Genomic DNA, 26,476 nt, shown 5'->3' on the forward strand with positions numbered 1-26,476 from the left:
CAAGCAGCCTTGGCTTTTCTTAACGCCAAAGCCCGCAACGAAGGGGAGCACTCGTTGCTGGTGATAGTTCGATTGCATGGATGCGTTTGCCAATACTTGTCCGGAGATGCACATGTCCTTGGGGAATAACCACCGCAGCCGTCGCGCGCTTGCGCGTCGCTCGCTTACGCTCGCCGTTGTCACGGCGCTTTCGCTGGGCGCCGCGGCGCCCGTATTCGCACAGTCCACCACGGGTTCTATCTATGGTGACGCGCCCGCAGGCGCCAACGAAACGGTAACCCTGACGAACTCGTCGGGTCTTAGCCGCACGATCACCGTGGGTGCCGACGGCCGTTTCGCGGCCAGCTCGCTGCCGCTGGGTACCTACACGGTGGCTCTGCTGCGTGATGGCTCCACGGTCGATACCCGCAACAACATCACGCTGTCTGCCGGTGGTGCCACCCAGGTGTCCTTCAACGCTGGTGCCAACGCCGCCGGCGCCACGGAACTGGGCGCCATGCAGGTCACTGCCAATGCCCTGCCCGCGATCGACGTGAGCCAGGTGGATTCCCGTACCACCATCACTTCGCAGCAGCTGGCCAAACTGCCGCTGCAGCGTAGCGCCGAGGCCATCGCTACCTTGGCCCCCGGTGTTAACTCCGGCACATCGCTGCTCACCGGTGAGGGCGGCCAGGTGCTGAACTCGTTCGGTGGTTCATCGATCGCCGAGAACGCGTATTACATCAACGGCTTCAACACCACCGATCCGCTGCGCAACTTCGGCGGCCTGACCCTCCCGTACGGCGCCATCGATCAGGAACAGGTGCTTACCGGTGGTTACGGCGCCCAGTACGGCCGTTCCGACGGCGGCGTGATCAGCCAGGTCGGCAAGCGCGGTACCAACGAATGGCACTTCGGTGCGCAGGTGTTGTTCACGCCCAAGTCCCTCGAGTCGAACCCCAAGAACATCTATTACCCGGTTGGCCCGCAGTACGCCTCTGCTGACGACGGCGGTCGCCAGGGTCAGCTGTTCCGCTATCGCAACAACAACAAGGACACCACCGAGACGGTAGACGGCTACTTCGGCGGCCCGTTGATCAAGGACAAGTTGTTCGTCTTCGGCGCAGTCGAGGCCGAGCGCCGCGTGGACGGCCGCAACACCGGCTCGTCCGACACCGGCCTTGACCAGACCTATAGCTACACCGATCCGAAGTGGTACGCGAAGGTCGACTGGAACATCACCGACAACAACATCCTGGAATTCACCGGCGCGTCGCAGAAGACCGAATACGACCCGCAGGCCTATACCTATTCCTACCCGGTGGGCAGCCCGAAGGGCCAGCGTGACCAGTACATCGGCAAGGGCATTGCCACCAAGCAGGGCGCCGACGTCGGCATCCTGAAGTACACCGGCTACATCACCGACGACATCACCATCGACGCCCTTTTCGGCAAGATGAAGCAGACGGACGTCACCACGATCGCTCCGGGCGCTGCCAACCTGATCATCGGCGCGGCAAATCAGAACCCGGCGTTCACTGGCGGTAACTCGATCACCGGCACGTCGGTGGCCACCAGCACGGTGGACAACCCGAATATCGTCGACAAGACGCGCAATGCCCGCTTCGATGTCAACTGGAAGGTCGGCTCGCACTCGATCACGGCCGGTATGGACAACATGGACATCCAGTCCATCAATGCCGGTTCGGAGTATCCGGGTGGTTATGCATGGAGTTACGGCAGTGGCGACCCGAACACGCCGATCATTACCCAGCCGGGTGAAGGCGTCGGCGCCCCGGGCGGCGACGGTTACTACGTCTCCAAGACCATCTTCCAGACCTTCGCCCCGTCGGTGCGCGTGAAGCAGCGTGCGCAGTTCGTCCAGGACGAATGGCAGGTGACCGACCGCGTGCTGCTGTCGATCGGCGTGCGCAACGACCAGTTCACCAACTACAACCCGAACGGTGCGGCTTACATCCGCCTGACCCGCCCGAACCTGTCGCCCCGCCTGGGTGCCAGCTGGGACGTGTTCGGCGACTCCAGCATGAAGGTGTATGCCAATGCTGGTCGCTACTACCTGGATGAGCCCTCCAACGTCGCCGTTCGCGGTGCCGCGGGTTCGGTGTTCACCAACCAGTACTACACCTACACCGGTATCGATCCGACCACCGGCGCTCCCACGGGCCTGACGCAGATTCCGCAGGACCGTTATCCGGGCGTGTCGGCCAACCTCGAGTTCGGCACCCCACCTGACCCGAAGCAGGTGACCAGCAAGAACGTTTCGGCTGAGTATCAGGACGAGTACATCGCCGGTATCGACAAGTCGTTCGACATGTTCGGCGACAAGTGGACGGCCGGCGCCAAGGGCATCTGGCGCAAGCTGCGTAACGACCTTGACGACGTGTGCGACACCGCCGTGTTCGGCGCCGAGGGCGTAGCCCAGGGCTTCGACGAAGCCGCGGCCGAAGGCCAGGGTTGCTACATCATGAACCCGGGCAAGAACTCCACGTTCAATGTTCCGCGCGGCGACGGCACCTACGGCACGATGACCATTCCCTGGTCGGCCTTTGACATGCCGGACCTGAAGCGCAAGTACGCCGCCCTCAACATGTACTTGGAGCATCCGTACGACGGCAAGTGGTACGGCCGCCTGGACTACACCTGGTCGCACAGCTTCGGTAACACAGAAGGTTCGGTGCGTTCGGACATCGGCCAGAACGACGTGTCGCAGACCGAAGACTGGGATAACTCGGGCGTGATGCAGTATGCGAACGGTGATCAGGCAAACGATCGTCGCCACCAGATCAAGGCGATTGGTTACTACCAGATCACGCCGGAATGGCTGGTCGGTGCCACTGTGCAGGTGCTCTCGGGTACGCCGAAGACGTGCCTGGGTTACCTCGGACCCCAGCAGGACGACCCGTTCGGCTATGGCGTGGCTTACCACTACTGCGGACCGGCCGGCACGGCTGCGCCTCCGGGCAAGACGGGTCGTACCCCGTGGACGGAAATCTTCAGCCTGAACGCCGAATACCGTCCGGACTTCGCCGACCACAAGCTGGCCTTCAACGTGCTGGTCTACAACCTGTTCAACCAGCAGCGCCCGACCCAGTTCGACAACACGTCGGAATCCGGCCCGGGTGTCCCGTCGCCGAACTTCTTCCTGCCGTTGTCCTACGAGACCCCGCGCTACGTGCAGTTCGGCGTCACCTACGACTTCTAAGCTTCATAGCCATAACTAGAAACAGCGGCGGCCTTTCCCGAGGCCGCTGCGAAAAGCATCCCCAGACTCATGCCGAGGCCCTTTGGCCTCGGCTTTTTTTTGCGGCTTTCTTTTTGAAGTAGCCCCAATCCACATAAACTTGTCCTACAGCACTAACTTGCGGCGCAGAAATTTTCCAACTTAGCGAGGCATTCTCAAAAATATGCCGGGGCCCAAGACCGGCTCCAGCTTTTTGGCCTTGACTCGTCCGAACCTTGACCCAGGTGCTTGGATCAATTGCTCAAAGGTTAGTCCATCCACACATACACTGGAGGACGGCCGCATACGTAACCTTTCGGTTGCAGGGTGTAGCAGGTCTATACCCGTAACTAGAAATGCCGCGCCTTTCCAGGGGCGCAGGTAGGAGCATCGTCGGATTCCTGCCGAGGCCCTTCGACTTCGTTTTTTGTTGCGCTTGATTTAGTTGATCGTAATTATTTCTGTTAGGAACAATTCTTATAAGAACGTTTCCTATTTTGTTGCGATTTCATTAAGCAAGAAAGATTCACGAAAGGCTTAACCTACGATCGTGCTCCTGCCGATTTTGAACATCGATTTTCCGCAGAACGCGGTTTTTAGGGGACAACCTGATGTACTACCGTCACAGCGCACTTGTGCGCCGTTCGTTAAGTATTGCCGTCGTTGCAGCCCTTGCAGCTGGCACTTCCACCACCGCCCTTGCCCAGGCCACCACCGGCACGATCTACGGTGATGCCCCGGCAGCGGCCAACGAAACCGTCCTGATCGAAAGCAGCAGCGGCGTCAGCCGCACTGTGCAAGTGGACGAGCGCGGGCGTTATTCAGCAGGCTCGCTGCCGCTGGGCACGTACTCCGTTACCCTTCTTCGCGATGGGGCCACGGTCGATTCGCGTAAGAACGTCACCCTGACCCTTGGCGGCGGCACGCAGGTGTCGTTCTCCCCGGCATCGTCCTCGTCCACCACTAACCTGAGCTCGGTTGAGGTTACGGCCAACGCCCTGCCGGCAATCGACGTGACCCAGGTGGACTCGCGCACCACGATCACCGCCGACCAGCTAGCGCGACTGCCGCTGCAGCGTAGCGCCGAAGCCGTCGCCACCCTGGCGCCCGGAGTTAACCGCGGTAGCTCGTACTTCACCAGCCCGACGGGCCAGGTGCTCAATTCCTTCGGCGGTTCGTCCATCGCCGAGAACGCTTACTACATCAACGGTTTCAACACGTCTGACCCGCTGAAGAACTTCGGCGGCCTGACTCTCCCCTACGGCGCCATCGACCAGGAGCAGGTGCTCACGGGTGGTTACGGCGCACAGTACGGCCGTTCCGACGGCGGCGTGATCAGCCAGGTCGGTAAGCGCGGTACGAACGAATGGCACTTCGGCGCGCAGATCCTCTTCCAGCCCAAGGTGACCAACGCGAACCCGAAGAACACCTACTATCCCTCCGGCCCACAATACCTGGCCGCGGCCGATGGCGGAGCGCAGGGCGAGGAATACGCCTATCGCAACCAGAACAAATCGTCCACGGAAGTCGTGGATGCCTACTTCGGCGGCCCGCTGATCAAGGACAAGCTCTTCATCTTCGGCGCTGTCGAGGCCGAGCGCCAGGTCAACGGCAAGCAGATTGAAAGCTCGCAGGTTAATCAGGCCGAGCATTACAGCTACAACGATCCGAAGTACTACGCCAAGCTGGACTGGAACATCACGGACAACAATATCCTTGAGTTCACCACCGCGTCGAACAAGACCGAATACACCAACCAAGTGTACAACTACACCTACCCGGATATCGGCAGCAAGAAGGACAAGGGCCAGTTCGGGGATTATCTCGGACCAGGTACCTACACCAATGACGGCGCGCGTGTCGCGATCGCCAAGTACACCGGCTATATCACCGATGACATCACCGTCGACGTGCTTTACGGCAAGATGCTTCAGACCGACTATAGCCGTACCGCCGGCGGCCCCGACGCCCCGGTGCTACGCGCGCAGAACCAGGATCCGGCACTCAACGGCGGAGTCGAGAATGTCGGCCCGCAGACCACGCGTACCACCGTGTCAAACCCAGCCGCCCAGGATCGTACGCGTAACTTGCGTCTTGACTTGAACTGGAAGCTCGGCGCCCATTCGATCACCGCCGGTATCGACAACCTCGACACGTCCTCGATGAACATCGGCGACACGTTCCCTGGCCCGGGTTATGCCTGGGTGTACGGCCACGGCGATCCGAATACGCCGATCAGCACCCTCGGTGGCCAGGAGGTAGCGGCACCCGGTGGCAACGGTTATTACGTGTCCCAGGAGATCTACACCACGGGCGCAAAGAAGGTGCGGGTAAAGCAGCGCGCCGAGTTCGTGCAGGACGAGTGGCAGGTGACCGACCGGTTGCTGCTGTCCATCGGCTTGCGCAATGACCAGTTCACCAACTACAACCCGGACTCGCAGCCGTACATCCGGCTTACCCGTCCGAACCTGTCGCCACGTCTTGGCGCCAGTTGGGATGTATTGGGCGATTCGAGCTTGAAGGTATACGCCAACGCTGGCCGGTACTACCTGGATGAGCCTACCAATGTCGCCATTCGCGGCGCGGCGGGCAGCGTCTTTACCAACCAGTATTTCACCTACACCGGCATCGATCCGGCCACGGGCGCCCCGACGGGCCTGACGCAGATTCCTCAGGGCCATTATCCGGGTGTGTCGGCCAACAACGAGTTTGGCGTGCCGCCGAACCCGAAGACGGTGACCAGCAAGGACGTTTCGGCCGAATACCAGGATGAGTACATCGCGGGCCTCGACAAGGCCTTTGAGATGATGGGCGGTAAGTGGACGGCCGGTACCAAGTTCACCTACCGCAAACTGCGTAACGACCTGGACGATGTCTGCGACGGCGCCACGTTCTCGGCCGTGGGCGCGGCCCAGGGCTTTGATCCGGACCTCGCGCTGGGCTCAGGTTGCTACATCATGAACCCGGGCAAGACGCAGAAGTTCAACGTATCCAATGGCGATGGCACCTTTGGCACGATGACGGTGCCGTGGTCCGCCTTTGGCATGCCGGACCTCAAGCGTAAGTACACCGCACTTGATTCCTATCTGGAGCATCCGTTTGACGGCAAGTGGTACGGCCGCATCGATTACACGCTTGCCCATAGCTTCGGCAACACTGAAGGCTCGGTACGTTCGGACATCGGCCAGACCGATGTGGCTCAGACCGAAGACTGGGACAACGCTGGCGTGATGGTGAACACCAACGGCGACCAGGCCAATGACCGCCGTCACCAGATCAAGTTCACCGGTTACTGGCAGCTCACGCCTGAATGGCTGGTCGGCGGTAACGCTCAGCTGCTTTCAGGTACGCCCAAGGTCTGCCAGAGCTTCTTCGGCCCCGAGCAATCCGATCCATACGGCTATGCCGACGCCTACCATTTCTGCGGCCCGGAGGGCCGTCCGGCAACGCCGGGTAAGGTGGGGCGTACCCCGTGGCAGGAAATCGTAAGCCTCAACGCGCAGTACCGCCCGGCGTTCGCCGATCACAAGTTGGCCTTCAGCCTGCTGGTCTACAACGTGCTCAACCAGCAGCGTACAACCCAGTTCACCACCACGTCGGTATCGGGGCCGGGCCAGCTGTCGCCTGACTACCAGCTGCCTATTTCCTACGAAACGCCACGCTTCCTACAGTTTGGCATCAGCTACGACTTCTGATTAATTACGATCGGATATAACTAGAAAAACCCGGCGACTGTTCCCGCAGTCGCCATGCATTCCCCGGACTAGGCCATCGCTCACCAAGGGCGATGGCCTTTTTTTTTCGGCGCCCTTTTGTGCTGACCCATTTGATGTCCTAGGCAGTATTTCACGATTTTCGTAGGAATTTTTCCTAGTTCCGCAGCATTTGACGTTTGTGAAAGCAAGTCGAAAGGTTCCGAGCCTCACCTTCTCCTCATGGGGTTTTAACGATTGCGCCGGCGGCAAACGCCTTCGCTACGAGGCTCGTGGGGAGACGACCCTCGCTTTTCTGACTGCATGGATGCGTCTTGTTGTTCTTTGGGAGACTGTCAATGCCTGTCCTTATCAAGCCGGCCCCCCGCTCGGGGTCCGTGCATCGCTTCGCGCGAACCGCACTTTCTTGCGCTGTAACTTTCGGCCTCGCCATGACGGCCGGGACTGTCCTGGCCCAGTCCAACGCCACCGGTGTGATCTTTGGTAACGCCGAACCTGGTGATGTGGTGCATGTCGAAAGCCCGGATACGGGCGTCCGCCGTGATATTCCGGTGGATTCCAGTGGCCGTTACCGCGCCGCTTCGCTGCCTATCGGTCTGTACGACGTGACCCTGATGAAGGGTGGCGCCGTGGTGGACAGCCACAAGGGTGTGCAGACGACGATCAGTTCCGGTACCGAGGTGTCTTTCAACGCCTCCACAAGCAGCCAGAACGCCACCAATCTCGGTGCCGTCCAGGTAATCGGCACGGCTCTTCCCAGCATCGACGTCAGCTCCGTGGACTCGCGCACGGTGCTCACGGCCGAACAGCTGGCCAAGCTTCCCATCGACCGCACGTCGGTGAGCTCTATCGCCCTGCTGGCGCCCGGCACGACGCCGGCGGCACGCGGCTACGGCAACGCGCTCTCCTTCGGCGGCTCGTCGGCCTCCGAGAACTCGTACTACATCAATGGTTTCCAGGCCACCAATCCGCTGACGGGCGTGAGCTCGCGTCAGCTGCCCTATGACGCGATCGACCAGGAACAGGTGCTGATCGGCGGCTACGGCGCCGAATATGGCCGTTCCACCGGCGGCGTGATCAACGTGGTGACCAAGCGCGGTACCAATACCTGGAAGGGTGACATCCAGGTGCTGTGGTCGCCGCAGCAGCTGCAGCAGAGTCCCCGCAGCGTATACCTGCGCGATGGCACGCTGTACCAGAACGGCAACGCCTTCAACCGCTTCAACAACAACCAGATCCAGTACTCCGGCTCCGTTGGCGGCCCGCTTATCAAGGACAAGTTGTTCTTCTTCGCCGCTGGCGACTTCATCAAGTCGGCCGGCCAGTTCTATGGCGTGAACGGCGCGAACGACTACGAGAACCAGTCGCCCAGCACCACGCGCTGGTTGAGCAAGATCGACTGGAACATCACCGACAGCCACATCCTGGAATTCACCGGGATGGGCGATTCGGAGTACACCACCAGCTCGATCTTTGGCTACAACTACACCACCGGCAAGGGTGCGTACCTGGGCCACCAGACCACCAAGAACTTCAACGGCACGCAGACCAACGCCACGCCGGGCGGTACCACCTACATCGGCCACTACACCGGCTACATCACCGACGACCTGACGGTGAACGCCCTGTACGGCAAGACCCGTTCGCCGCACGAACAGGACGTGAGCGGCGCCAGCGGTGTCGTCTGCCCGCCGATCACCGATTCCCGCGTCGCCTTCAAGAACAATCCGCAGGGCGGTTGCACGGTGGGCTCGGCTACCATCGAAGTGCCAGGCGCCAAGGACAGCACCACCGGCTGGGCGATCAACATCGAATATCACATTGGCGATCACGATCTTCGCGCCGGCGTGGATAACTACGTGCTTCGTGCCACGGCCGGTTCATCGCCGGTGGGCGGCGCCAGCTACATCTACAATGACGTGGGCAACGGTTCGTCGATCCAGCAGCGCCTGACCAACCTGGGCCTGGATCCGGGCCTGTACAACCCGGCCGATTATCCCAATGGATATTTCGTCGACAAGACGGGCCTTTCGTCTGGCACCACTGCTCGCACCAACCAGCGTTCGCAGTTCGTCGAAGACAACTGGCAGATCTCCGACCGCTGGCACGGCTACATCGGCCTGCGTAACGAGCAGTTCACCAACTACAACGGCGTGGGCGAAGCCTATGCCAGCCAGCGTCACCAGCTTGATCCGCGTCTGGGTATTTCCTGGGACGTTGAAGGCGATTCCAGCCTGAAGATCTACGCCAACGCCGGTCGTTACCATCTGGGTCTGCCGACATCCGTGGCTATCCGCGGCGCAGGTCCTTCCACCTTCCCGTCACAGTACTATTCGTTCACGGGCATCGATCCGACCACGGGTATCCCGACCGGGCTCGGTACCGCCAATCCGGCCGCAGGCCTTTACTTCCTCAACGGCGAGAACGGCACGCCGCCTGACGCCAAGGTGGTGTCGGCCCAGCACCTGCATTCCTACTACCAGGATGAGTACATCTTCGGTGCGGACAAGCAGCTTCCGGACAACTGGACGGTCGGCACGAAGTTCATGTATCGCAAGCTCAAGAGCCTGATCGACGATACCTGCGATATCCGCCCGTTCGAAACCTACGGTGCCGAGCACGGCAACCTGGATGTAGTGGAAGCGGGTCTGGCCCGTTCCACCGAATGCTTCCTGTACAACCCGGGCCGCGCCAACACGTTCACGCTGTCGCCGGCCGATGGCCAGTACATCTCCATTCCGCTCAACGCGGTGGAGATCGGCGAGCCTAAGGCCAAGCGTGCCTACTACATGGCCGACTTCTATGCCGAACACCAGTTCAGCGACAAGTGGTACGGCAAGATCGAGTACACCTTCTCGCGCAGCTACGGCAACGCTGAAGGCCAGCTCGATTCGGACATCGTGCAGGCCGACGTGTCCACCACCGAGTCCTGGGATTTCCCGGAAATCATGGAGAACTCCAACGGCCGCCTGCCGTCGGACCAGAAGCACCAGCTGCGTATCTATGGCACGTACCAGTTCAACGAAGAGTGGGCGGTTTCGAGCAACACGCGTATCGCATCGGGCTACCCGGTGAACTGCTTCGGCCAGCGTCCGCCGGCCCTCGGCGGCGACCCGTTCGGCTACGGCGCAGCCTACCTGTACTGCAACGGCAAGCCGGCACCGCGCGGCTCGTACGGCAGCACGCCGTGGACCTATACGGCGAACGTCAGCGCCCTGTGGAAGCCGGCCTTCGCCGACCACAAGCTGGGCCTGTCGATCGACATCTTCAACATCATCGGCAAGCAGCAGGTAACGCAGTACTTCGAAACGGGTGAGTCCGCCGCCGGCGTGGCCAACCCGAACTTCAAGCGTGCCCGTTCGTTCCAGGATCCGCGTTATGTGCGCCTGGGCGCCCGGTATGACTTCTCGCTGTAAGAACCTTGCATAACTAGAAAAGAAGGCGGCTGTTCCCGCAGCCGCCGAAATGCATCTCCCCAGATCGGCCACCGTCACCCCAAGGACGGTGGCCTTTTTTTTTCGGGAGCCAAGCTACGGTCAATATTCCGGGTCTATGCGACGGAGTTGAGTGCCAGCGATGGTCTTCAGGCCGTCACGAGCCATGTCGATGGCAGCTAGGCGGTCAATGCGCGCCTGGGTATCGACCTTCGCCAGCAAGACTTTCGCTCTCCCTTCCCAGGTTGTTCCGGTATGCCGTTTTATCGTTGCCTGGATGCGCGTTCTGGCCCTGCCGAGGTTCAATCGGGAGTCTATCCAGGCGTGATTGACGCCTTCCGACAATGAGGCGGCTTTGTCGCGAGCTTCGGACAACAAGTCGTCGCGCGTAATTTGATCGGATAGTTCCGCGCTCGTTGCGTCCAACGAGAGTCCCGGCTTGTCGGAATCGCTGGCGTAGTCGGAATCGGCCGGCGATGGAGTTTTTCTCGATCCCGGCGGTGCCAGGATCTCGGTCACGCCATCGAGGGCCGCCATGATCGCAGCGTAGGCACCAGGGATGTCTCCGTTCCTGTAGTGCTCCATCGCAAGGTCAAGTTGGTCGGCCGCATCGTCCGGCACGCGGTATTTGTTCTCATTTTCGATGGCCCGTTCGAGTTGTCCGAGCTCATCTTTTAACTCCGTCACCGTGGGGTCTTCGGCGAGCACCTGCGACCAGGAAATCACTGGATCCAGTGCATTGGGCGACCCCGGTGGCGACGATCCTGCCGAAGAACCGGATGAATCGCTTTCATAGTCGGAGTGCGCACGCTCATCCGGCCCAGGCGACAGCACCCGTTTGGAAGAATCGATGTGTGAATCGACCAACATGTACTGCAAGAATACCGACGGCTGCCCCGATCGGGGAGCGTCATCAACCGGACTGAGATGACCATGGCCTGGTGGGACCAATGGTGCCCGAGACGATGGAATACGAGCCATGGAGAATCTCGCTGCTTGGTCGATGCGCTCGCTTCCGGGAGCCACCGACGCCTTGCATGCCCGCAACTTGGCCTTACCGTTTCGAACGATATTGGCGAGGTGATTGACGATCGGACCAGGAGTCTTCGTCGACTTGCCTGGTTGCATTGTTTGTGGGCGATCCATCACTTCGCTACGAGAAGGCACGCGCTCGGGGTAGGAAACGCGGTCTCGGGCTGTCGGCTCCCACACGACGGTGCCTGAGTGTATGCCTGTGCCAAGACGCTTTGGTGTGACAGCACGGTCCAGGCGCACTGGGGTCTGGGCCTCGTTCGATTTCGAAGCAAGTTGTTCAAAGACCGCCCTGTGTTTGGCGAAATTCGCTTGATACCGGGGAACGGGCGTTTCAGTCGTCGACCTCGATGTCGCCGGATTCGTCCCTCTTCCATGTTCGGAAGAAGCCGGAAGAGGTGTCGGACGACGCACTGGCTGGGGGCCGGCAACGGCTTGATGACGGATCGAAGAGTCACGCGGGGTGTTCGCCACAGCCGATGGCTTCGCATTGCGCGCTGGAACCCGATAGCGCGCGGCCTTCGTGTCTTCGGGACCGGTCCGGTCGACAAGTTGCTCAAACTTTGCGACTAGTTTAGTAACGCTTGGAAGTTCTATGAGCATGGGATACGTCCGTGTATTGAATGCAATATGACTAGATCAGGCGATGCGTGCGCGATTGCACAAGGAGTTTGGCCGGGGCTGATCGAACGTCTTGGATACCCAGCGATGCGATGCGAAGCGCCTCGTCAGGCCCGCACTCCTTCCGGACAAGCGCAACTACGGGGCCGATGAGCCGCGCCACATCACCTCGCACCGTACCATCGAAGAGCTGCGCCGTATTGGCCAGCTCATCCTGCAGGTCGCGCAGGGCCTTGGCCGTATGGCGTTGGACATCCTTTCCCTGCGAAGGCGCGGCGACTTGCTGCGGTGCCTGCATCTCGTGACCGTTGCCGAGCCGATCACGGGTTAATGTTTGCCCGGCCAACCTGGCCCGAGGCGAGCTCCAATCGGAAGGCAGCAGATACGATTGGGGCGTACGCCGCCATTTCGGTGAGGTGTCAATTCCTCTCGCACGAAAGTAATCCTTGGCCAGGACGGTCGCCTTCTGCACGACCATCTCCGCGTGGGCATGTGGAATCGAGTTGCCAGATGCAGGCGTACCCTGCCGCGAGGCTCGCCGTTCGGCAACGGCACGCTCCCTGCTATCCAGGCTATTCCGGCGCTGTTCGAGCGAAGGGTCGACACTCGACTTCATGGTCGATACGAGTCGACCCCCATCGAGGGAGGAAAGGCGCTTGAGCCGTGGCGCTCCCGGTGCCTGGCCGCCAACCTGGCCGACTTGCCGAAAGGCGTTGGCGAAATTCACCTTGCTTGCCACGTGTTTCGCCGCGTCGCCAAGGAGGGAAGCGAGCTTTGCGATGCCCGGAAGGGAGATTACTGGGGTCATGGAAACATCCTGACGTAGGTGATGCGCGAAGGCCCGTGGTGCTCGTGAAACGAATGGAGGTCCATCCGGCGAATTCTTCACAACTTCGGAGAAGAACCTGCGACGATGCGGGGCGGCACAGGCGGCCGGACCGTGGTCAAGACTTCGCGGTAAGCGCCGAGGCGAAAAAGCTCGTCACCCACCGACCGGACGAGCTCGCGCGTGCGAAGCACATCGGGATTTTCGCGTGCGTACTTCACTTCCTCGTCAACTACGCCTGCGGGATTGCCATCGTCGTCTACAACGGCTTGGAAACTGGAAAGCGCATCGCGTGAGGTCGACAGGGCATGATCGGCCGCATCGGCTTCGGCACCAGACGACACTTTGAAATTCATCATAACGCGCTGATACTCCGGAGCTTCCCGCAATACGACAAGGGCCTTATCATGCGCGCCCTTATCGCTCAACTTTTCGGCATATCTGATGGCGAATCGATTTTCCACCATCATGCGGCTGTCTTCCCGGGTCGCTTCGAGCAAGGCATCGCGTGACGAATGCCCGTCGACGACATTGCGATAGATGTCCTGCCGAAGCTTTGTTAGCTGAGTATCGAACTGTGCAATGAGAGCGGTTACACCTCGGCCAAGGTTTGCTCGCCAACCTGCATGCAGTATTTCAGGTAAAGACTCGCTTACCGTGGCCCGTTTCTCGAGCTCTGGGGCCAAATTGGTGGAGCTTGCTGCCAGAGATTGCGCGACTAACGTCGGACTAGTGGCGGCGCTTGTGTCGCCTCCACCAGCCGCAACGCTCGGCGGGAAGCAGGTGGCCTGGCCTCCAGCGGAGACGCGGGGCGGGAGAGGCGGACGGACCGTGTCCAGGACGGCTCCGTAATCGCCGACGCGAAAGAGCTCGGCGCCGACCGACTGAACGAGCCCGCGTACCCGAAGCACATCGGGATTGTCCCGAGCATAGGACACCTGCTGGCCCAAAGAACCGGTAGGGGCGTCGTCGTCACCGTTCACGAGGGTTTGGAATTTGTCGAGCGCGTCATGCGCTGTTGACAGGGCACGAAGGCTACTGTCCGATCCGGGCGCGCCGACTGGCGCCGCGAAATGATTCATGATGGCCTGATGCGCTGGTGCCTCGCGCAGCGCCGCGAGGGCTTCATCGTGTCGTCCCTCGTTGGTCAGCATGGTGGCGCGCACAATCGCAAGACGATAGGTAGCCGTGATGCCGCCATCGAACCGAATCAGTGCTTCGAGCAGGCCATCGTGGGATGGGTCGTGATCCACGACATCCGCATTGGCGTCCTGCTGCACCATTTGCAATTGCGTCTCTGCGCGCGCGATGAGTGCAGCGACACCGCGACCCAGGTTCGCCTGCCATCCTGCGTGCACGGCGTCAGGTTTGGATGGGGTGTCGTCGCCCGCCGCCGCACCGCTCGCCGAAAAGAAGGTGGCTAGTCCTGTAGCAAGAATATGTCCGGCCAGTGCGTAGTCACCTTTGCAGCGGGCCGCGCCGGCATTCTTAACGATGTTTATGGCGAATTCGCGGCTTGCACCCGGTTTCAGTTGCGCTTTCTCCAGAAGCAGTTCCCTGGCTCTGGAATGGGGTGATGTGGGAATGGCCGGACGTCCGAAGGCGGTGGGCCCGGCATGACGCACATTCCCCAACTGGGCGCTGACACTCGAACCTTGCGAATTGGCTGACATGAACACGCGCGGCAACACGCGATGGAACATGGCGGGGGTAAACGAAAGCATGGGAGGCACGTCGACATCCATGTCGGGGAATCGAACCTATGCTAGCCCGCACCCTCCACACCCGCTTCCACGTTTCGCCTAACCCCTACTCAAGCGAATTCTCATCCTCGAACCGCAGGTGCTTCATGCTTCGCCCGTGCCGGCGCACCAGCTTCAGCGCCTCGATGCCGATGCGGATGTGGCGCTCAACATAGTTGGTGGTAACGGCAAGATCGCTCTTCTCCGTCTTGATGCCTTCGGGGATCATCGGCTGGTCGGACACCAGCAGCAACGCGCCGACCGAGATCGAATTGGCAAAGCCCGCGGCGAAGATGGTCGCTGTTTCCATGTCCACGGCCATCGAGCGGGTGCGGCGCAGGTACTCCTTGAATGCCTCGTCGTGCTCCCACACCCGGCGGTTGGTGGTGTACACGGTGCCCGTCCAGTAGTCGTGGCCAAGGTCGCGGATCATGGTGGACACTGCGCGCTGCAGCTGGAACGCCGGCAGCGCCGGCACCTCGGGCAGCAGGTAGTCGTTGGAGGTGCCTTCGCCACGGATGGCGGCGATGGGGAGCACCAGGTCGCCGATGGCGTTCTTTTTCTTCAGCCCTCCGCATTTGCCAAGGAACAGCACCGCCTTGGGGCCGATGGCGCTTAGCAGATCCATCACCGTGGCGGCATTAGGGCTGCCCATGCCGAAGTTGATCAGGGTGATGCCGTCGGCCGTGGCGTTGGGCATGGGCCGGTCGCGACCCTTCACATCCACGCCGTTCCACTCGGCGAAGCGCTCGACGTAGTGTCCGAAGTTGGTGAGGAGGATGTGCTCGCCGAATTCCTCGAGCGCAGTGCCGGTATAACGCGGCAGCCAGTTGCTGACGATCTCTTGCTTGGTCTTCATGTTTTCCAGCTTTTTCTGGCACCGAACCGATCGGTGCCGGCACCGGCGACGCCACGCCGGCAGGGGCCATTTAATTGTCACGGCAGAATACGCCTTGCCCGGCCCGAGCGCGAGGGGTTGGGGGTCAGAGCATGCGCGGCGATGCCGGGGATCGCACATTTTCCGGGGCCCGGCGTGCTACCTTTCGCCCCGACGTGGTCGAGTTCTTCAGCCGGGGAAAATCATGCGAATCGGCGTAGCGATCGACGCGGCCTGCGACCTGCCGCGGGACTTCATCGAAAGAAACAACATCACGGTGTTGCCGATCACCATCAAGGTGGACGGCCAGACCTTCCTGGACGACAGGAACGCCGCTGAAACCCAGCGTTTCATCGACCAGAACATGGGTAGCCGGGCCCACGAGGCAGAAACCGAACCCAGCAGCGTGGAGCACGTGCAGCGGGTGTTCCTGGACAAGATGGTGGTGGATTACGACTGCGTGATCTGCCTGACCATCACCGCCACGCGCAGCCCGATCCACGACAATGTGATCCGCGCCAGCTTCGCCATCCTGAAGCACTATCGCCCCATCCGAGAAGCGGCGGGCAACCGCCAGCCGTTCCTGATGCGCGTGGTGGATACCCGGAATATCTTCGCCGGCGCCGCGGCGCCGGTGGTGGAAGCCGTGCGCATGATCGCCGCGGGCGAGTCCCCCCAGCAGATGCGCGAGCGCGCGGCGCACATCGCCAACAACGCCTACGGGTACATGCTGCCGCGCGACCTTTACTACCTGCGTGCGCGGGCCAAGAAGAAGGGTGACCGCAGCGTCAGCATGTTCAGCGCCATGCTGGGTTCGGCCCTGGACATCAAGCCGCTGCTGCGTTGCTACCGGGGTGAAACCGGCCCGGTGGGCAAGATCCGTGGCTTCGAGCACGGCGCGCAAACGCTTTTCGAATACGCTGCCAAGCGCGTGCAAGCAGGCCTGCTGGTACCGGCGATGAGCCTGTCCTACGGGGGCGAGCTGGATGTGATGCGTAATCTTCCCGGCTACGAGATTTTGCTCAAGACCTGCGAGGGCGCCGGCGTTGAGATGCTGGAAAGCCCGATGAGCATCACCGGGATGGTGAACGTGGGCGAAGGCGCCATGACCCTCGGCTTCGCCGCCGAAGAGCACGTGGCGGAGTTCTGATGCGTCTTGCCGGCTTCGTTTTCCTGGTGGCGTTGGGTTTCCTGGCGTGCACGCCGGCCAGCCATGCCACGGACATCTACAAGTGCACCGCCGGCAATGGCGAGGTCACTTACCAGAACATGCCATGCCCGCACGGGGCGAAGTCTGAGAAGCGGGTGATCGACGATACCGAGCCGATGACGACGCCACCCGCGCCGTTGCCGCCGGTGGCGCCGACACCCCCTCCCGCGCCCGCGCAACTGAGCGCCATGCCTCCGCCTCCGCCGGGTATTCCGGTGATGTACGGCTGCGTGCGCGCCACTGACGGCACGCCCTACACCAGTAACGGACCGGGCCAGCCCTACCTGGCGCCGGCGGGCGTGGTGGGAAGCTATGGCAGCTCGCTATCGGCCCAGGCCGTGCCTTCGGCACCGGAATTCAACCGGGGCAAGGTCACCGGCCAGATGATCGGCAACAACTACGTCTGGGTGCAGGACAGCTGCCATCAGCTTTCGCCGGAGGAAACCTGCAAGGCGCTGCAGGACCAACTGGACGAGAACGGCGACAAGCTGCGCAAGGCTTTCAAGAGCCAGCAGCCGCCCTTCGAACAGCGCGACGCGGAACTGCGTGCCCAGCTGAAGGGTTGCGGTCCGTAATCCGCATCGAACGGTCAGAAGCCGTAACGCAGGAACCCGCCGTCCACCGCCAGCACCTCGCCGGTGATGTAGCTTGATGCTGGCAGGCACAGAAAGGCCACGGCAGCCGCCACTTCCTCCGGCTCCCCAATGCGGCGCATCGGCGTATGGTCGAGTACTTCCTCTAGGTAATCCGCATCGGCCAGCGCCGGTTCCGAACGCTGGGTACGGATGTACCAGGGCGCCACGGCGTTCACGCGGATGCCGTCCTCGGCCCACTCCACGGCCAGGTTCCGCGTGAGCTGGTGCACGGCGGCCTTGGTCATGCCATAGACCGAGCCCGTGCGCACGTGGATCGCGCCGGACACCGATCCCACGTTCACGATGGCGGCGTTGCCGTGCTGCACCAGGTGCGGATAAGCCAGGCGGCACATCTCGAAGGCCGAAAACACATTGGTTTCGAAGAGGCGGCGGTAGTCATCGGGTGAATAATCCACCGTGGCCGCCGGCGCGTTGCCGCCGACGTTGTTCACCAGCAGTGACAGGGGGCTGCCGAGGTCGGCGATCCAGTCGAACACGGCCAGGCGGTCCTCAGGGTCCGTCAGGTCGGCGGCCAGCGCCAGCACCGACGCGTGCGGGGCTTCGTCGGCGAGTTCGACGCGAACGTGATCCAGGTGGATCTCGTCACGGGCCACCAGCAACAGGTCCGCGCCCAATGCGGCCAGCTCGCGCGCGCAGGCGTATCCAATGCCCTTGCTCGCACCAGTCACCAGCGCCGTCTGGCCGTCCAGTCGCCAGCTTGCCAGCCGTGGATGCATGGTGCGTCTCCCGAAAGTGAAGGACTGCACGCATCGTACAACGGCGCGTTATCCTCGAAGGCATGGACCAGCCTGCCATCCTGCTCGACATCGACCATGCCACCGTGCTCCGCGGCGACCGCACCCTGCTGGCGGATTTCAGCCTGCGCGTTGCCGACGGCGAGCACACGGCGATCCTTGGCCCCAACGGCTCGGGTAAATCCACCCTGGTGCGGATGATCGAACGCCGCCTCTACCCGCTCTCACCCGGTGACGGGCGCGACCCGGTACGCGTTTTCGGCCGCGCCCGCTGGGATGTCACCGAGCTTCGTCGCCTGATCGGCGTGGTGTCGGCGGAACTGCGACGTGACCTGGAAACCGTCGAGGGCCTTCGAGTGCGCGAGGTGGTGCTGTCCGGGTTCTTTGCCTCGCTGGTGCTTGGGCTGGACCACGATGTCACCCACGACATGCAGCAGGCCGCCAACCGGGCTCTGGAAAGGATGGGCATGCTGGCGCTGGCTGATCGGGAAGTGGCCACGTTGTCCACCGGCGAGGCGAGGCGCGTGCTGATTGCCCGTGCGCTGGTGTACCAGCCGCGTGCCCTTCTCCTGGACGAACCCTGCACCGGGCTCGACCTTTCCGCGCGTCGGGAATTCCTGGGCCATCTGCGGGAACTGGCCCAGGGCGGCACCACCCTGGTGGTGGTCACCCACCACATCGAGGAGATCATCCCCGAAATCGGCCGTGTGGTGATGATCCGCGATGGCAAGGTGTTCGCCGATGGCCCGAAGGCGGAGATCCTGGGCGGCGATGCGTTGTCGCGCCTGTTCGACATGCCGCTGCTCGCGCAGCGAAACGAGGCTTGGTATTCGGCGAGGGTGGCTTGATGAAGAACACACGATCATGGCGCGCATGTGCCCTGGCAACTGCCGCCGCGTTGGCCTGCGGCTGTTCCCATCCCCCGCCGCCCGACCCTAACGCACCGCCCGCGCCGCAGGCGGCGCAAACCACGGCCAGGCCTTACAACCCGCTCGACCCGATGCTCAAGACGCGCGACCGGGCCCGCGCGGTGCAGACCACCGTGGACCAGCAGCACGCCACGCAAGATGCGGCGGTGGAAGACCAGTCGAAATAAATCCGTTGCCTACTGCGGCGAACAGAAGCAGTAGGCGTAGACGTTCGGGCGACCGGCCTGCGCGTGTTCGAGCAGCTTCAATTCCGGCAGGCGCTCGTCGATGGTCGACAACCACTTCGGCAGCCCCAAGCCCCACGAGCGCCCGATTTCCAGCGCAGCGCTGTCGTTCATGCTGACGACCGCACGACCGAAGGTGCCCAGGTCCGCCTCGATGTAACGCGTGGGCGCATCCTTTTCGAGTTTCGCCTCGCTGCGCGCCAGGGCAATGGCGTCGCTGAGACCGCCGAGCTTGTCCACCAGCCCGCGCTCATGCGCCTGGGTGCCTGTCCACACGCGACCCTGGGCGATGGCATCGATGCTGGCGAAATCCTTGCCACGCGCCGCGGCCACGCCACCGACGAAATCACGGTAACCCTTGTCGATGATCGACTGCACCACCAGGCCGATCTTCGGATCCAGCGGCCGGGTGATGTCGAAGGAGCCCGCCAGCGGGCCCACGGCCACGCCATCGGAATGCACGCCGATCTTGTCCAAGGCATTGGGCACCGTATAGAACATGCCGAAGATGCCGATGGAGCCGGTGATGGTGTTCGGTTCGGCCAGGATCGCGTTGGCGTTCATCGAAATCCAGTAACCGCCGCTGGCGGCGACGTCGCCCATCGAGACGATCACCGGAATGCCGGCCTCGCGCGTCTGCGCCACTTCGCGGCGGATCTGCTCGGCGGCGTAGACCTCACCGCCGGGGGAATCCACCCGCAGCACCAGAGCGGCGGTCTTCTTGTCCAGGCGCGCCTTGCGGATCAGTGCCGCGGTGGATTCGCCGCCGATCTGGCCCTGCGGCTGCTTGCCACTGACGATCTCGCCTTCGGCAACCACCACGGCCACGCCGGGCTTGCTGTTGAACGGGCTGAGGGAGGCGATCTGCGCGTTGTAGCGCTCGAGCGAAACACTGCGCACGCCTTCGCCGTTCTTGCCGGCGGGTACGCCATCCTTGCGCAGGCCGTCGATCAATTCTTCTTCCGTGGCCAGGCCATCGACCAGGTGCTGGTCCAGCGCCAGCTGCGCGATGTTGCCGCGCGCTGAAGCGATCAGCTGGGGCATGTTGTCGATCGAGGCGCGAAGCTTGGCCGGGTCGATCTTGCGCGCCGCGGCTACTTCCTCGAGCCAGGTATCCCACAGGCCGCCAAGGTAGAACGTGTCGGCGGCCTTGGATTCAGGCGAGGCATGATCCAGGATGAAAGGCTCCGCGGCCGACTTGAACTGGCCCACGCGGAACAGGTGGACGTCCACGCCGATCTTGTCCAGCAGGTTCTTGTAGAACAGCCGGTAGTTGGCAAGACCCGTGGGCAGCACGCTGCCTTGCGGATCAAGCAGGATTTTCGAAGCGTGCGATGAGAGGTAGTACTGGCCCTGGTCGAGGTTGGCGGCCCAGGCAATCACGGGTTTGCCGGTGGCGCGGAAGCGATCGATCGCCGCGCCCACTTCGCGCAAGGCAGCGAAGCCGCCTGCCTGCATGTCGTCCACATCCAGCACGATGCGCGAGATACGCGAATCGGTGGCGGCGTTGTCGATGGCACCGACCAGGTCGCGCACCTGCACTTGCCGTGTCTTGTTGCCCGACAGGCGCGAGATGGCCGTGCCGATGGGATCGCTGAATTGCTCCACCAGACGGCCTTCAGGCCGGATCAGCAACACGCTGTCGTCCTTGACCATGCGCAGTTCGCGGCTGCCCACGGCGCTCAGCAGGACGAACATCAGTACGATGAACAAAACGCCGAAGAACAGCAGGTTCAATACCACCAGCCGCGTGATGTTGATGCCCCGACCCAGGGCCTTCAGGAAGGTCCAGAAGCCATTGGGTCGACGCACAGGCGCGGCCGCCTGAACTCGCACCGGAGCCGGCCCGGGCGCAGGGGGCGGTGGCGGCGGTGGGTAGGCAGGTGGCAGCTGGTCGCTCATGCAGGAAATCCGGTGGGCTCGGTGCGCAGCGTAGCCGTTCCCGCGGGAGCGGTCACGTGGCGGAAGTCCAGCTGGCGCGCCGGGCCACCCGGTAGAAACGCCCGAATAACAATGCCGCCGCCGCGGTGAGTCCGGCGATCAGGCCGATCCACATCCCCGGGGCGCCCAGCCCCCGCGGGAAGCCCAGGTACCAGCCGATCGGCATGCCGATCACCCAATAGGCCACCAGGGTGATCGCCATCGGTACCCGGGTGTCCTTAAGACCCCTGAGACAGCTGTTGGAAGCCACCTGGATACCGTCGGAAAACTGGAACATGCCGGCGAACAACAACAGGTGCGCGGCCATCGCGATCACTGCCGGATTGTTGGAATAAATCGCCGCTATACCGTGCGGCAGACCCAGCATCAGCGCCACCGCCACCAGTTGCACGGCAACCACCAGGCCGATGCCGCAGAAACCTGCATAGCGCACGCCCGCGGCGTCCTTGCGGCCCACAGCATTGCCAACGCGCACCGTGATGGCCATGGACAGGCCCAGTGGCACCATGAACGACATCGACGCCACGTTCAGGGCAATCTGGTGGCTGGCGGCCACTGTCTCGCCCAGCCGGCCGATCAGCAACGCCACACCCACGAACATGCCCGCTTCCATCAACAGCGTGATGGCCATCGGCACGCCGATATGCAGCAGCGGGGCGATCTTCGACCACCGCGGCATGGCAAAGCGCTGGCGCAGATTGATGTCGCGATAGGCGCGGTGCGTGAGCACGTAGATGCCAAAACCGATCATTTCCGCCCAGATCGCCACCGCGGTGGCGATACCGGTGCCGCGGGCTCCCATCGGCGGGAAACCGAGCTTGCCGTACACCAATACGTAGCCCAGTGGCGCCAGCACGAACAGCCCGCCGATGCTGAAATACATCGACGGCATCGGCATCGACAGCCCTTCGGACAAGCCGCGGAGCGCAAAGTAGGTGGTGAGCGCCGGCGCCGCCCAGCTGATCGCATGCAGGAAGGCCTCGACGTCGTCGTGCAGCGAGGGCACCACGCCGAAGGCGGTCATCAAGGGCGTGGCATTGCGCGAGGCGAACCACAGCGCCGCGCCCAGGATCCAGGCGATCCACAGCGCCTGGTGGAAGATGGCACCGATCTCGCCACGCCGCTGCGCGCCATCGAGCTGCGACACCGTGGGCGACACCGACATCATGGTGCCCAGGGCCAGCACCAGGGCCAGCACCCAGATGCTGGTGCCGGTCACCACCGCCGCCTGCACGTGGGCGCTGAAATGGCCGGCCAGGATGGCGTCGATCGCATTGGGCGCCATCGCCGACAGCTGGGCGACGATCAGCGGCAAGGCCAGGCGCACGGTCGCCCCGGCTTCGCGGCGGACGCGGGCGCGATCGATGGTGTGAACGGCCATGAAGAAGGCAAACGACAATGGGGCCGGCCATTGTACGGGCGATGCGGTGGCGGGGTCTGTGCCGAAAGCGAGGGTGCCCTATGGCGTGAGCCGGTGGAGGACCGGCTGTGCGATCATTCGCGCCGCCAAGCTTTGTCCCGGGGAGGGAACGATGTCCAGCAACGAGCTCGCGCCGACGGCAGCACCGGAAACCGAACCGGCGACTGCCCCGGCATTGCATTGCGCCAACTGCCAGGCGCCCCTGCAAGGGCCGTTCTGCCATGCCTGCGGCCAGTCGGTGAAAAGCGTACTGCGGCCGATCCACTCGATGGTGGAAGACACCCTGGACATGGTCTTCCATGTCGACGAGCGCATCGTGCACACCTTGCCGCCGCTCTTCCTGAAGCCCGGGTTCCTTACCCTGGAGTACTTCGCCGGGCGCCGCGTTCGCTATGTGCAGCCGTTCCGCCTGATGTTCGTGTTCTGCCTGCTGGCGTTCTTCGCCGTGCACCTGGCGATAGGCTTCGGACATACCGATAGCACCGTACCCGCGGCCCATGGCACGCACGTCACCACCAAGTGGAGCGACGGCGATGCGGGGGAATTCGCCCGCGATACCACCGAGGAGGGCGTGCAAAAGCGCCTGGATGCCGCCCAGGGCCAGATCGATGCCGCTCGCCACAAGCCTGGCGCTGACATTGCGGCTCTGGACGATCAATCGGCGCAGCGCGTGCACGAGGCCAACCGGCGCATGGCCGAGCTGAACGCCTTCGAGCACAACCATCCCGATGAACGGGTCGACCCCAGCCATCCGGAAGAGGCCACCCGCTTCCATATCGGCTGGCTGCCCAATCTGGTGAACATCCGCCTGGAGCAGGGCTGGGTGCGGGTGAAGGCCAACCTGGCCGCCATGAAGGACGGTGACGCCGACGCCAAGGAACGGTTCATCACCGGCCTGTTCAGCGTGCTTCCGCAAACCATGCTGGTGCTGCTGCCGGTCTTCGCCCTGCTGCTGAAGATCGTCTATATCTTCCGCCGGCGCCTGTACATGGAGCACATGATCGTGTCCCTGCACAGCCATGCCTTCCTGTTCCTGTCCGTGCTGCTGGTGGCCCTGCTATCGATGCTGGGCAGCTTGCTTAGGCCCCATGCGCAGTGGGCGTACACGACGACCGGTTGGCTGCAGGCCGCCATTTTCACGTGGATGCCTATCTATCTGTTGCTGACCCAGAAACGGGTCTACCGGCAGGGCTGGTTCAAAACCGTCATGAAGTACTTTTTTGCCGGGTTCTGGTACGCGTGGATGCTGTTCTGGGCGCTGCTGATAGCGGCCGCGATCAGTCTTTCGCACTAGGCGGCCGCCAGGGTTTTGCACAGACGCCGAGGCTCGTCAACCAAGGTGACGAGATGGTGACCAGAACATGAACACTGCAAGGCATGAATTTGTATCTGATTGATTAAAAACAGTTTTTTTGGGTGATCAAAATGTAATCAGGGTGACCAACGAGGCCCCCCGCCGTGCAAAAAGAGCCTCTGCCCTTCCTCCATCCACAGACTTATCCACAGATGTTGTGGATAAGGTTGAAACCCCCCCACCCATAGATACTTAGCGATGACATCTCGATGACGGTGATCAATCGCTGCCCAAGGTAATGATCCAGACCGGGAAGCCTCCGCACGCAGGCGGTCGCAGGCCCTGCGACGCCGCCCGCTACACTTCTGGCCATGCCTGTCGTCCTGCGCGTTGCCCTGCCCGTTCCCCTACCCACCCTGTTCGATTACCTGCCGCCCGCCAGCGGCCAGGCCCGGGCTGGCGCGCGGGTGCTGGTGCCGTTCGGCAAGGGCAAGGTGGTGGGCGTGGTGGTGGATCCGGCGGTCGAATCCACGGTCGCGGGCGGAAAACTCAAAGCCGCCCTGGAACTCCTGGACGATGCCCCGCTGCTCGATGCCGAACTCCTGGCCAGCGTGAACTGGGCTGCGGACTACTGGCTGGGAGCACCCGGCGAGGCGCTGGTCAACGCACTGCCCCTGGCCTTGCGCGAACCCCGGCCCTTGCCGGCGCTGGGTCGCGAAGCCTGGGCCACGACGCAGGCAGGCCGCGATGCCCACGCCGCCGGCACGCGCAAGGGTGGCAGCCTGCGCCTGCTCGATGCACTGGCCGACGGTCCGCGCGCCGCCGATGAACTGGATGAGCTTGTTCCCAAATGGCGCGAAGCCGGCCGGCGCCTGCTGGAAGGGGGCCTGGTGGAGAAGCTGGAGTGGTCCGCCGCTACCCTGCCCCGTCGTGGCGCGCCGGCGCCGCAGTTGACCGCCGAGCAAGCCGCGGCGGTGTCGGCCATCGGCGAATCGTTCGGTCAGTTCCAGCCTTTCCTGCTTGATGGCGTCACCGGCAGCGGCAAGACCGAGGTGTATCTCGCCCTGATCGAGCAGGCGCTGGCCGCCGGCAAGCAGACGCTGATGCTGGTGCCGGAAATTGGGCTCGCCCCACAGACGGTGCGACGCCTGCGCGACCGCCTGGGCGTGGCGGTGGAAGTGCTGCATTCGAATCTGTCCGAAGGCGACCGCGCCCGTGCCTGGCTGCGCGCCCGCGACGGTAGTGCGCGCGTGGTGCTGGGCACGCGCTCGGCGGTGTTCACGCCCCTGCCCGAGGCCGGGTTGATCGTGGTGGACGAGGAGCACGATGGGTCCTACAAGCAGCAGGAAGGCTTCCGCTACCACGCGCGCGACCTCGCCCTGGTGCGCGCCCGCGCGCTGAACGTGCCGGTGGTCCTGGGTTCGGGCACGCCGTCGCTGGAGAGCCTGGCCAACGTCGATGCAGGCCGCTACCGCGACCTGCGCCTGCGGGTGCGGCCGGGCGCGGCGCAACCCACGCGAGTGGAGATCGTGGACATGCGTGCGCAACGCCTGGACCACGGCCTGTCGCCCACCTTGATCAACGCGGTGGCGGCGTGCCTTGCGCGCGGCGAGCAAGCCCTGGTGTTCCGCAACCGCCGCGGCTATGCACCGGTGTTGTTGTGCCACGCCTGCGGCTGGCATGCCGACTGCACGCGCTGCGAACGGCCGATGACACTGCACGCCGGGCGACGCCGGCTGGTGTGCCATCACTGCAACCGGGAACAACGCCTGCCGGAGGCCTGCCCGAACTGCGGAGCCACCGAGCTTCGACCGCAGGGCCAGGGCACCGAGCGGCTTGAAGAAGCGCTCACCGCACGCTTTCCGGATGTGCCCGTGCTGCGCGTGGATCGCGAAACCACCCGCCGCCGTGACGCCTTCGAAGAACTGCTCGGCTCACTGGCCGACGAAAAGCCGGCGATCCTGGTAGGTACGCAGATGCTGGCCAAGGGCCACGACCTGCCCAACCTCACGCTGGTGGCCATCGTCGGCGTCGATGAAGGCCTGCACAGCGTGGACTTCCGCGCCAACGAGCGACTCGCCCAGCTGGTGGTGCAGGTGGCCGGGCGTGCCGGGCGCGCGCGCAAACCAGGCACGGTGATCCTGCAGACCCACCATCCCGATCACCCGATGCTGCGCACCTTGCTGCAGTCGGGTTACGGCGCGGTCGCCGCACAGCTCCTGGACGAACGGCGGGTGACGGAACTGCCGCCCTTCGGCAGCCAGGTGCTGTTGCGCGTGGACGCGCTCGGCCGCGACGCCGTCGATGCCTTCCTGGCCCAGGCGCTGGCCGCGATTCCGCCAGAGGCCGGATGGGGTGTCGCAGGTCCCATGCCCGCGCCCATGCCGCTCCGGGCCGGCCGCCACCGGGGCCAGTTGCTGGTGGAAGCTGCCACGCGCGGCAAGCTTCACGCCTTCCTGAAGACGTGGGCGGCCCGTCTGGCGGCCGCCCCGGGGGCGCGCAAGGTGCGCTGGTCGCTGGATGTCGACCCCGTGGACCTTTACTAACCGCCATCGACACCTTGGCAACGCACGGTCTGGTACAAATATCGGTCTGATTAGCCC

The 26,476-nt window shown here is 63.1% G+C and carries 16 protein-coding genes; 9 read left to right on the top strand and 7 right to left on the bottom strand.

Going from position 1 to position 26,476, the window contains the following annotated elements; all coding sequences use genetic code 11:
- The first annotated feature begins 112 nt into the window (after positions 1–112).
- From NDK18_RS18765 to NDK18_RS18775, 3 genes are all read left to right on the top strand, one after another.
- Positions 113–3,202: a TonB-dependent receptor gene (locus NDK18_RS18765; protein ID WP_250628677.1), complete on the top strand. Its 3,090-nt coding sequence runs from the start codon at positions 113–115 to the stop codon at positions 3,200–3,202.
- Between the two features lie 629 nt (positions 3,203–3,831).
- Positions 3,832–6,915: a TonB-dependent receptor gene (locus tag NDK18_RS18770; protein ID WP_250628678.1), complete on the top strand. Its 3,084-nt coding sequence runs from the start codon at positions 3,832–3,834 to the stop codon at positions 6,913–6,915.
- Positions 6,916–7,364: 449 nt separating this feature from the next.
- Positions 7,365–10,349, top strand: coding sequence for a TonB-dependent receptor (locus NDK18_RS18775; protein WP_250626654.1), 2,985 nt, complete (start codon positions 7,365–7,367; stop codon positions 10,347–10,349).
- Between the two features lie 120 nt (positions 10,350–10,469).
- On the opposite strand, the gene NDK18_RS18780 is transcribed toward NDK18_RS18775, so the two are convergent.
- The 4 genes from NDK18_RS18780 to NDK18_RS18795 form a co-directional block, all read right to left on the bottom strand.
- The gene (locus tag NDK18_RS18780) at positions 10,470–11,237 is read right to left on the bottom strand and encodes a hypothetical protein (protein WP_250628679.1); all 768 of its coding nucleotides are present in this window, start codon (positions 11,235–11,237) and stop codon (positions 10,470–10,472) included.
- Between the two features lie 796 nt (positions 11,238–12,033).
- Positions 12,034–12,492: a hypothetical protein gene (locus NDK18_RS18785; RefSeq protein ID WP_250628680.1), complete on the bottom strand. Its 459-nt coding sequence runs from the start codon at positions 12,490–12,492 to the stop codon at positions 12,034–12,036.
- Positions 12,493–12,905: 413 nt separating this feature from the next.
- Positions 12,906–14,591 (bottom strand): hypothetical protein, encoded by a 1,686-nt coding sequence (locus tag NDK18_RS18790; RefSeq protein WP_250628681.1) that lies wholly within the window; start codon positions 14,589–14,591, stop codon positions 12,906–12,908.
- A gap of 64 nt (positions 14,592–14,655) precedes the next feature.
- Positions 14,656–15,447 (bottom strand): AMP nucleosidase, encoded by a 792-nt coding sequence (locus NDK18_RS18795; RefSeq protein ID WP_250626650.1) that lies wholly within the window; start codon positions 15,445–15,447, stop codon positions 14,656–14,658.
- A gap of 223 nt (positions 15,448–15,670) precedes the next feature.
- Between NDK18_RS18795 and NDK18_RS18800 the strand changes: the two genes are divergently transcribed.
- Complete coding sequence (locus NDK18_RS18800) at positions 15,671–16,615, top strand: DegV family protein (protein ID WP_250626649.1); 945 nt, start codon at positions 15,671–15,673, stop codon at positions 16,613–16,615.
- Positions 16,615–17,250, top strand: a complete 636-nt coding sequence (locus tag NDK18_RS18805; RefSeq protein WP_250628682.1) for a DUF4124 domain-containing protein — start codon at positions 16,615–16,617, stop codon at positions 17,248–17,250. Before NDK18_RS18800 ends, NDK18_RS18805 begins: the two co-directional genes overlap by 1 nt.
- Positions 17,251–17,264: 14 nt before the next feature.
- Here NDK18_RS18805 and NDK18_RS18810 read toward each other — a convergent pair whose 3' ends face one another.
- Complete coding sequence (locus NDK18_RS18810; RefSeq protein WP_250628683.1) at positions 17,265–18,047, bottom strand: SDR family oxidoreductase; 783 nt, start codon at positions 18,045–18,047, stop codon at positions 17,265–17,267.
- Positions 18,048–18,109: 62 nt separating this feature from the next.
- On the opposite strand from NDK18_RS18810, the gene NDK18_RS18815 reads away from it, so the two are divergent.
- Positions 18,110–18,913 (top strand): ABC transporter ATP-binding protein, encoded by an 804-nt coding sequence (locus tag NDK18_RS18815; protein WP_250628684.1) that lies wholly within the window; start codon positions 18,110–18,112, stop codon positions 18,911–18,913.
- Positions 18,913–19,161, top strand: coding sequence for a hypothetical protein (locus tag NDK18_RS18820; RefSeq protein WP_250628685.1), 249 nt, complete (start codon positions 18,913–18,915; stop codon positions 19,159–19,161). The genes NDK18_RS18815 and NDK18_RS18820 overlap by 1 nt, the downstream gene beginning before the upstream one ends.
- Positions 19,162–19,170: 9 nt before the next feature.
- Here NDK18_RS18820 and sppA read toward each other — a convergent pair whose 3' ends face one another.
- Complete coding sequence (gene sppA, locus NDK18_RS18825; protein ID WP_250628686.1) at positions 19,171–21,120, bottom strand: signal peptide peptidase SppA; 1,950 nt, start codon at positions 21,118–21,120, stop codon at positions 19,171–19,173.
- 52 nt (positions 21,121–21,172) lie between these two features.
- Positions 21,173–22,540 carry an MATE family efflux transporter gene (locus NDK18_RS18830; RefSeq protein WP_250626643.1) on the bottom strand — a complete coding sequence of 456 codons (1,368 nt, stop codon included), beginning with the start codon at positions 22,538–22,540 and terminating at the stop codon, positions 21,173–21,175.
- Between the two features lie 151 nt (positions 22,541–22,691).
- Here NDK18_RS18830 and NDK18_RS18835 point away from each other — a divergent pair, with 151 nt between their 5' ends.
- The gene (locus tag NDK18_RS18835; protein WP_250626642.1) at positions 22,692–23,873 is read left to right on the top strand and encodes a DUF3667 domain-containing protein; all 1,182 of its coding nucleotides are present in this window, start codon (positions 22,692–22,694) and stop codon (positions 23,871–23,873) included.
- Positions 23,874–24,244: 371 nt separating this feature from the next.
- Entirely contained in the window at positions 24,245–26,419 is a 2,175-nt protein-coding gene (locus NDK18_RS18840; RefSeq protein WP_250626641.1) for a primosomal protein N', read from the top strand.
- Positions 26,420–26,476: the final 57 nt, after the last annotated feature.

The organism is Pinirhizobacter soli, assembly GCF_015905305.1.
GTDB classification, from domain to species: Bacteria; Pseudomonadota; Gammaproteobacteria; order Xanthomonadales; family Rhodanobacteraceae; genus Pinirhizobacter; species Pinirhizobacter soli.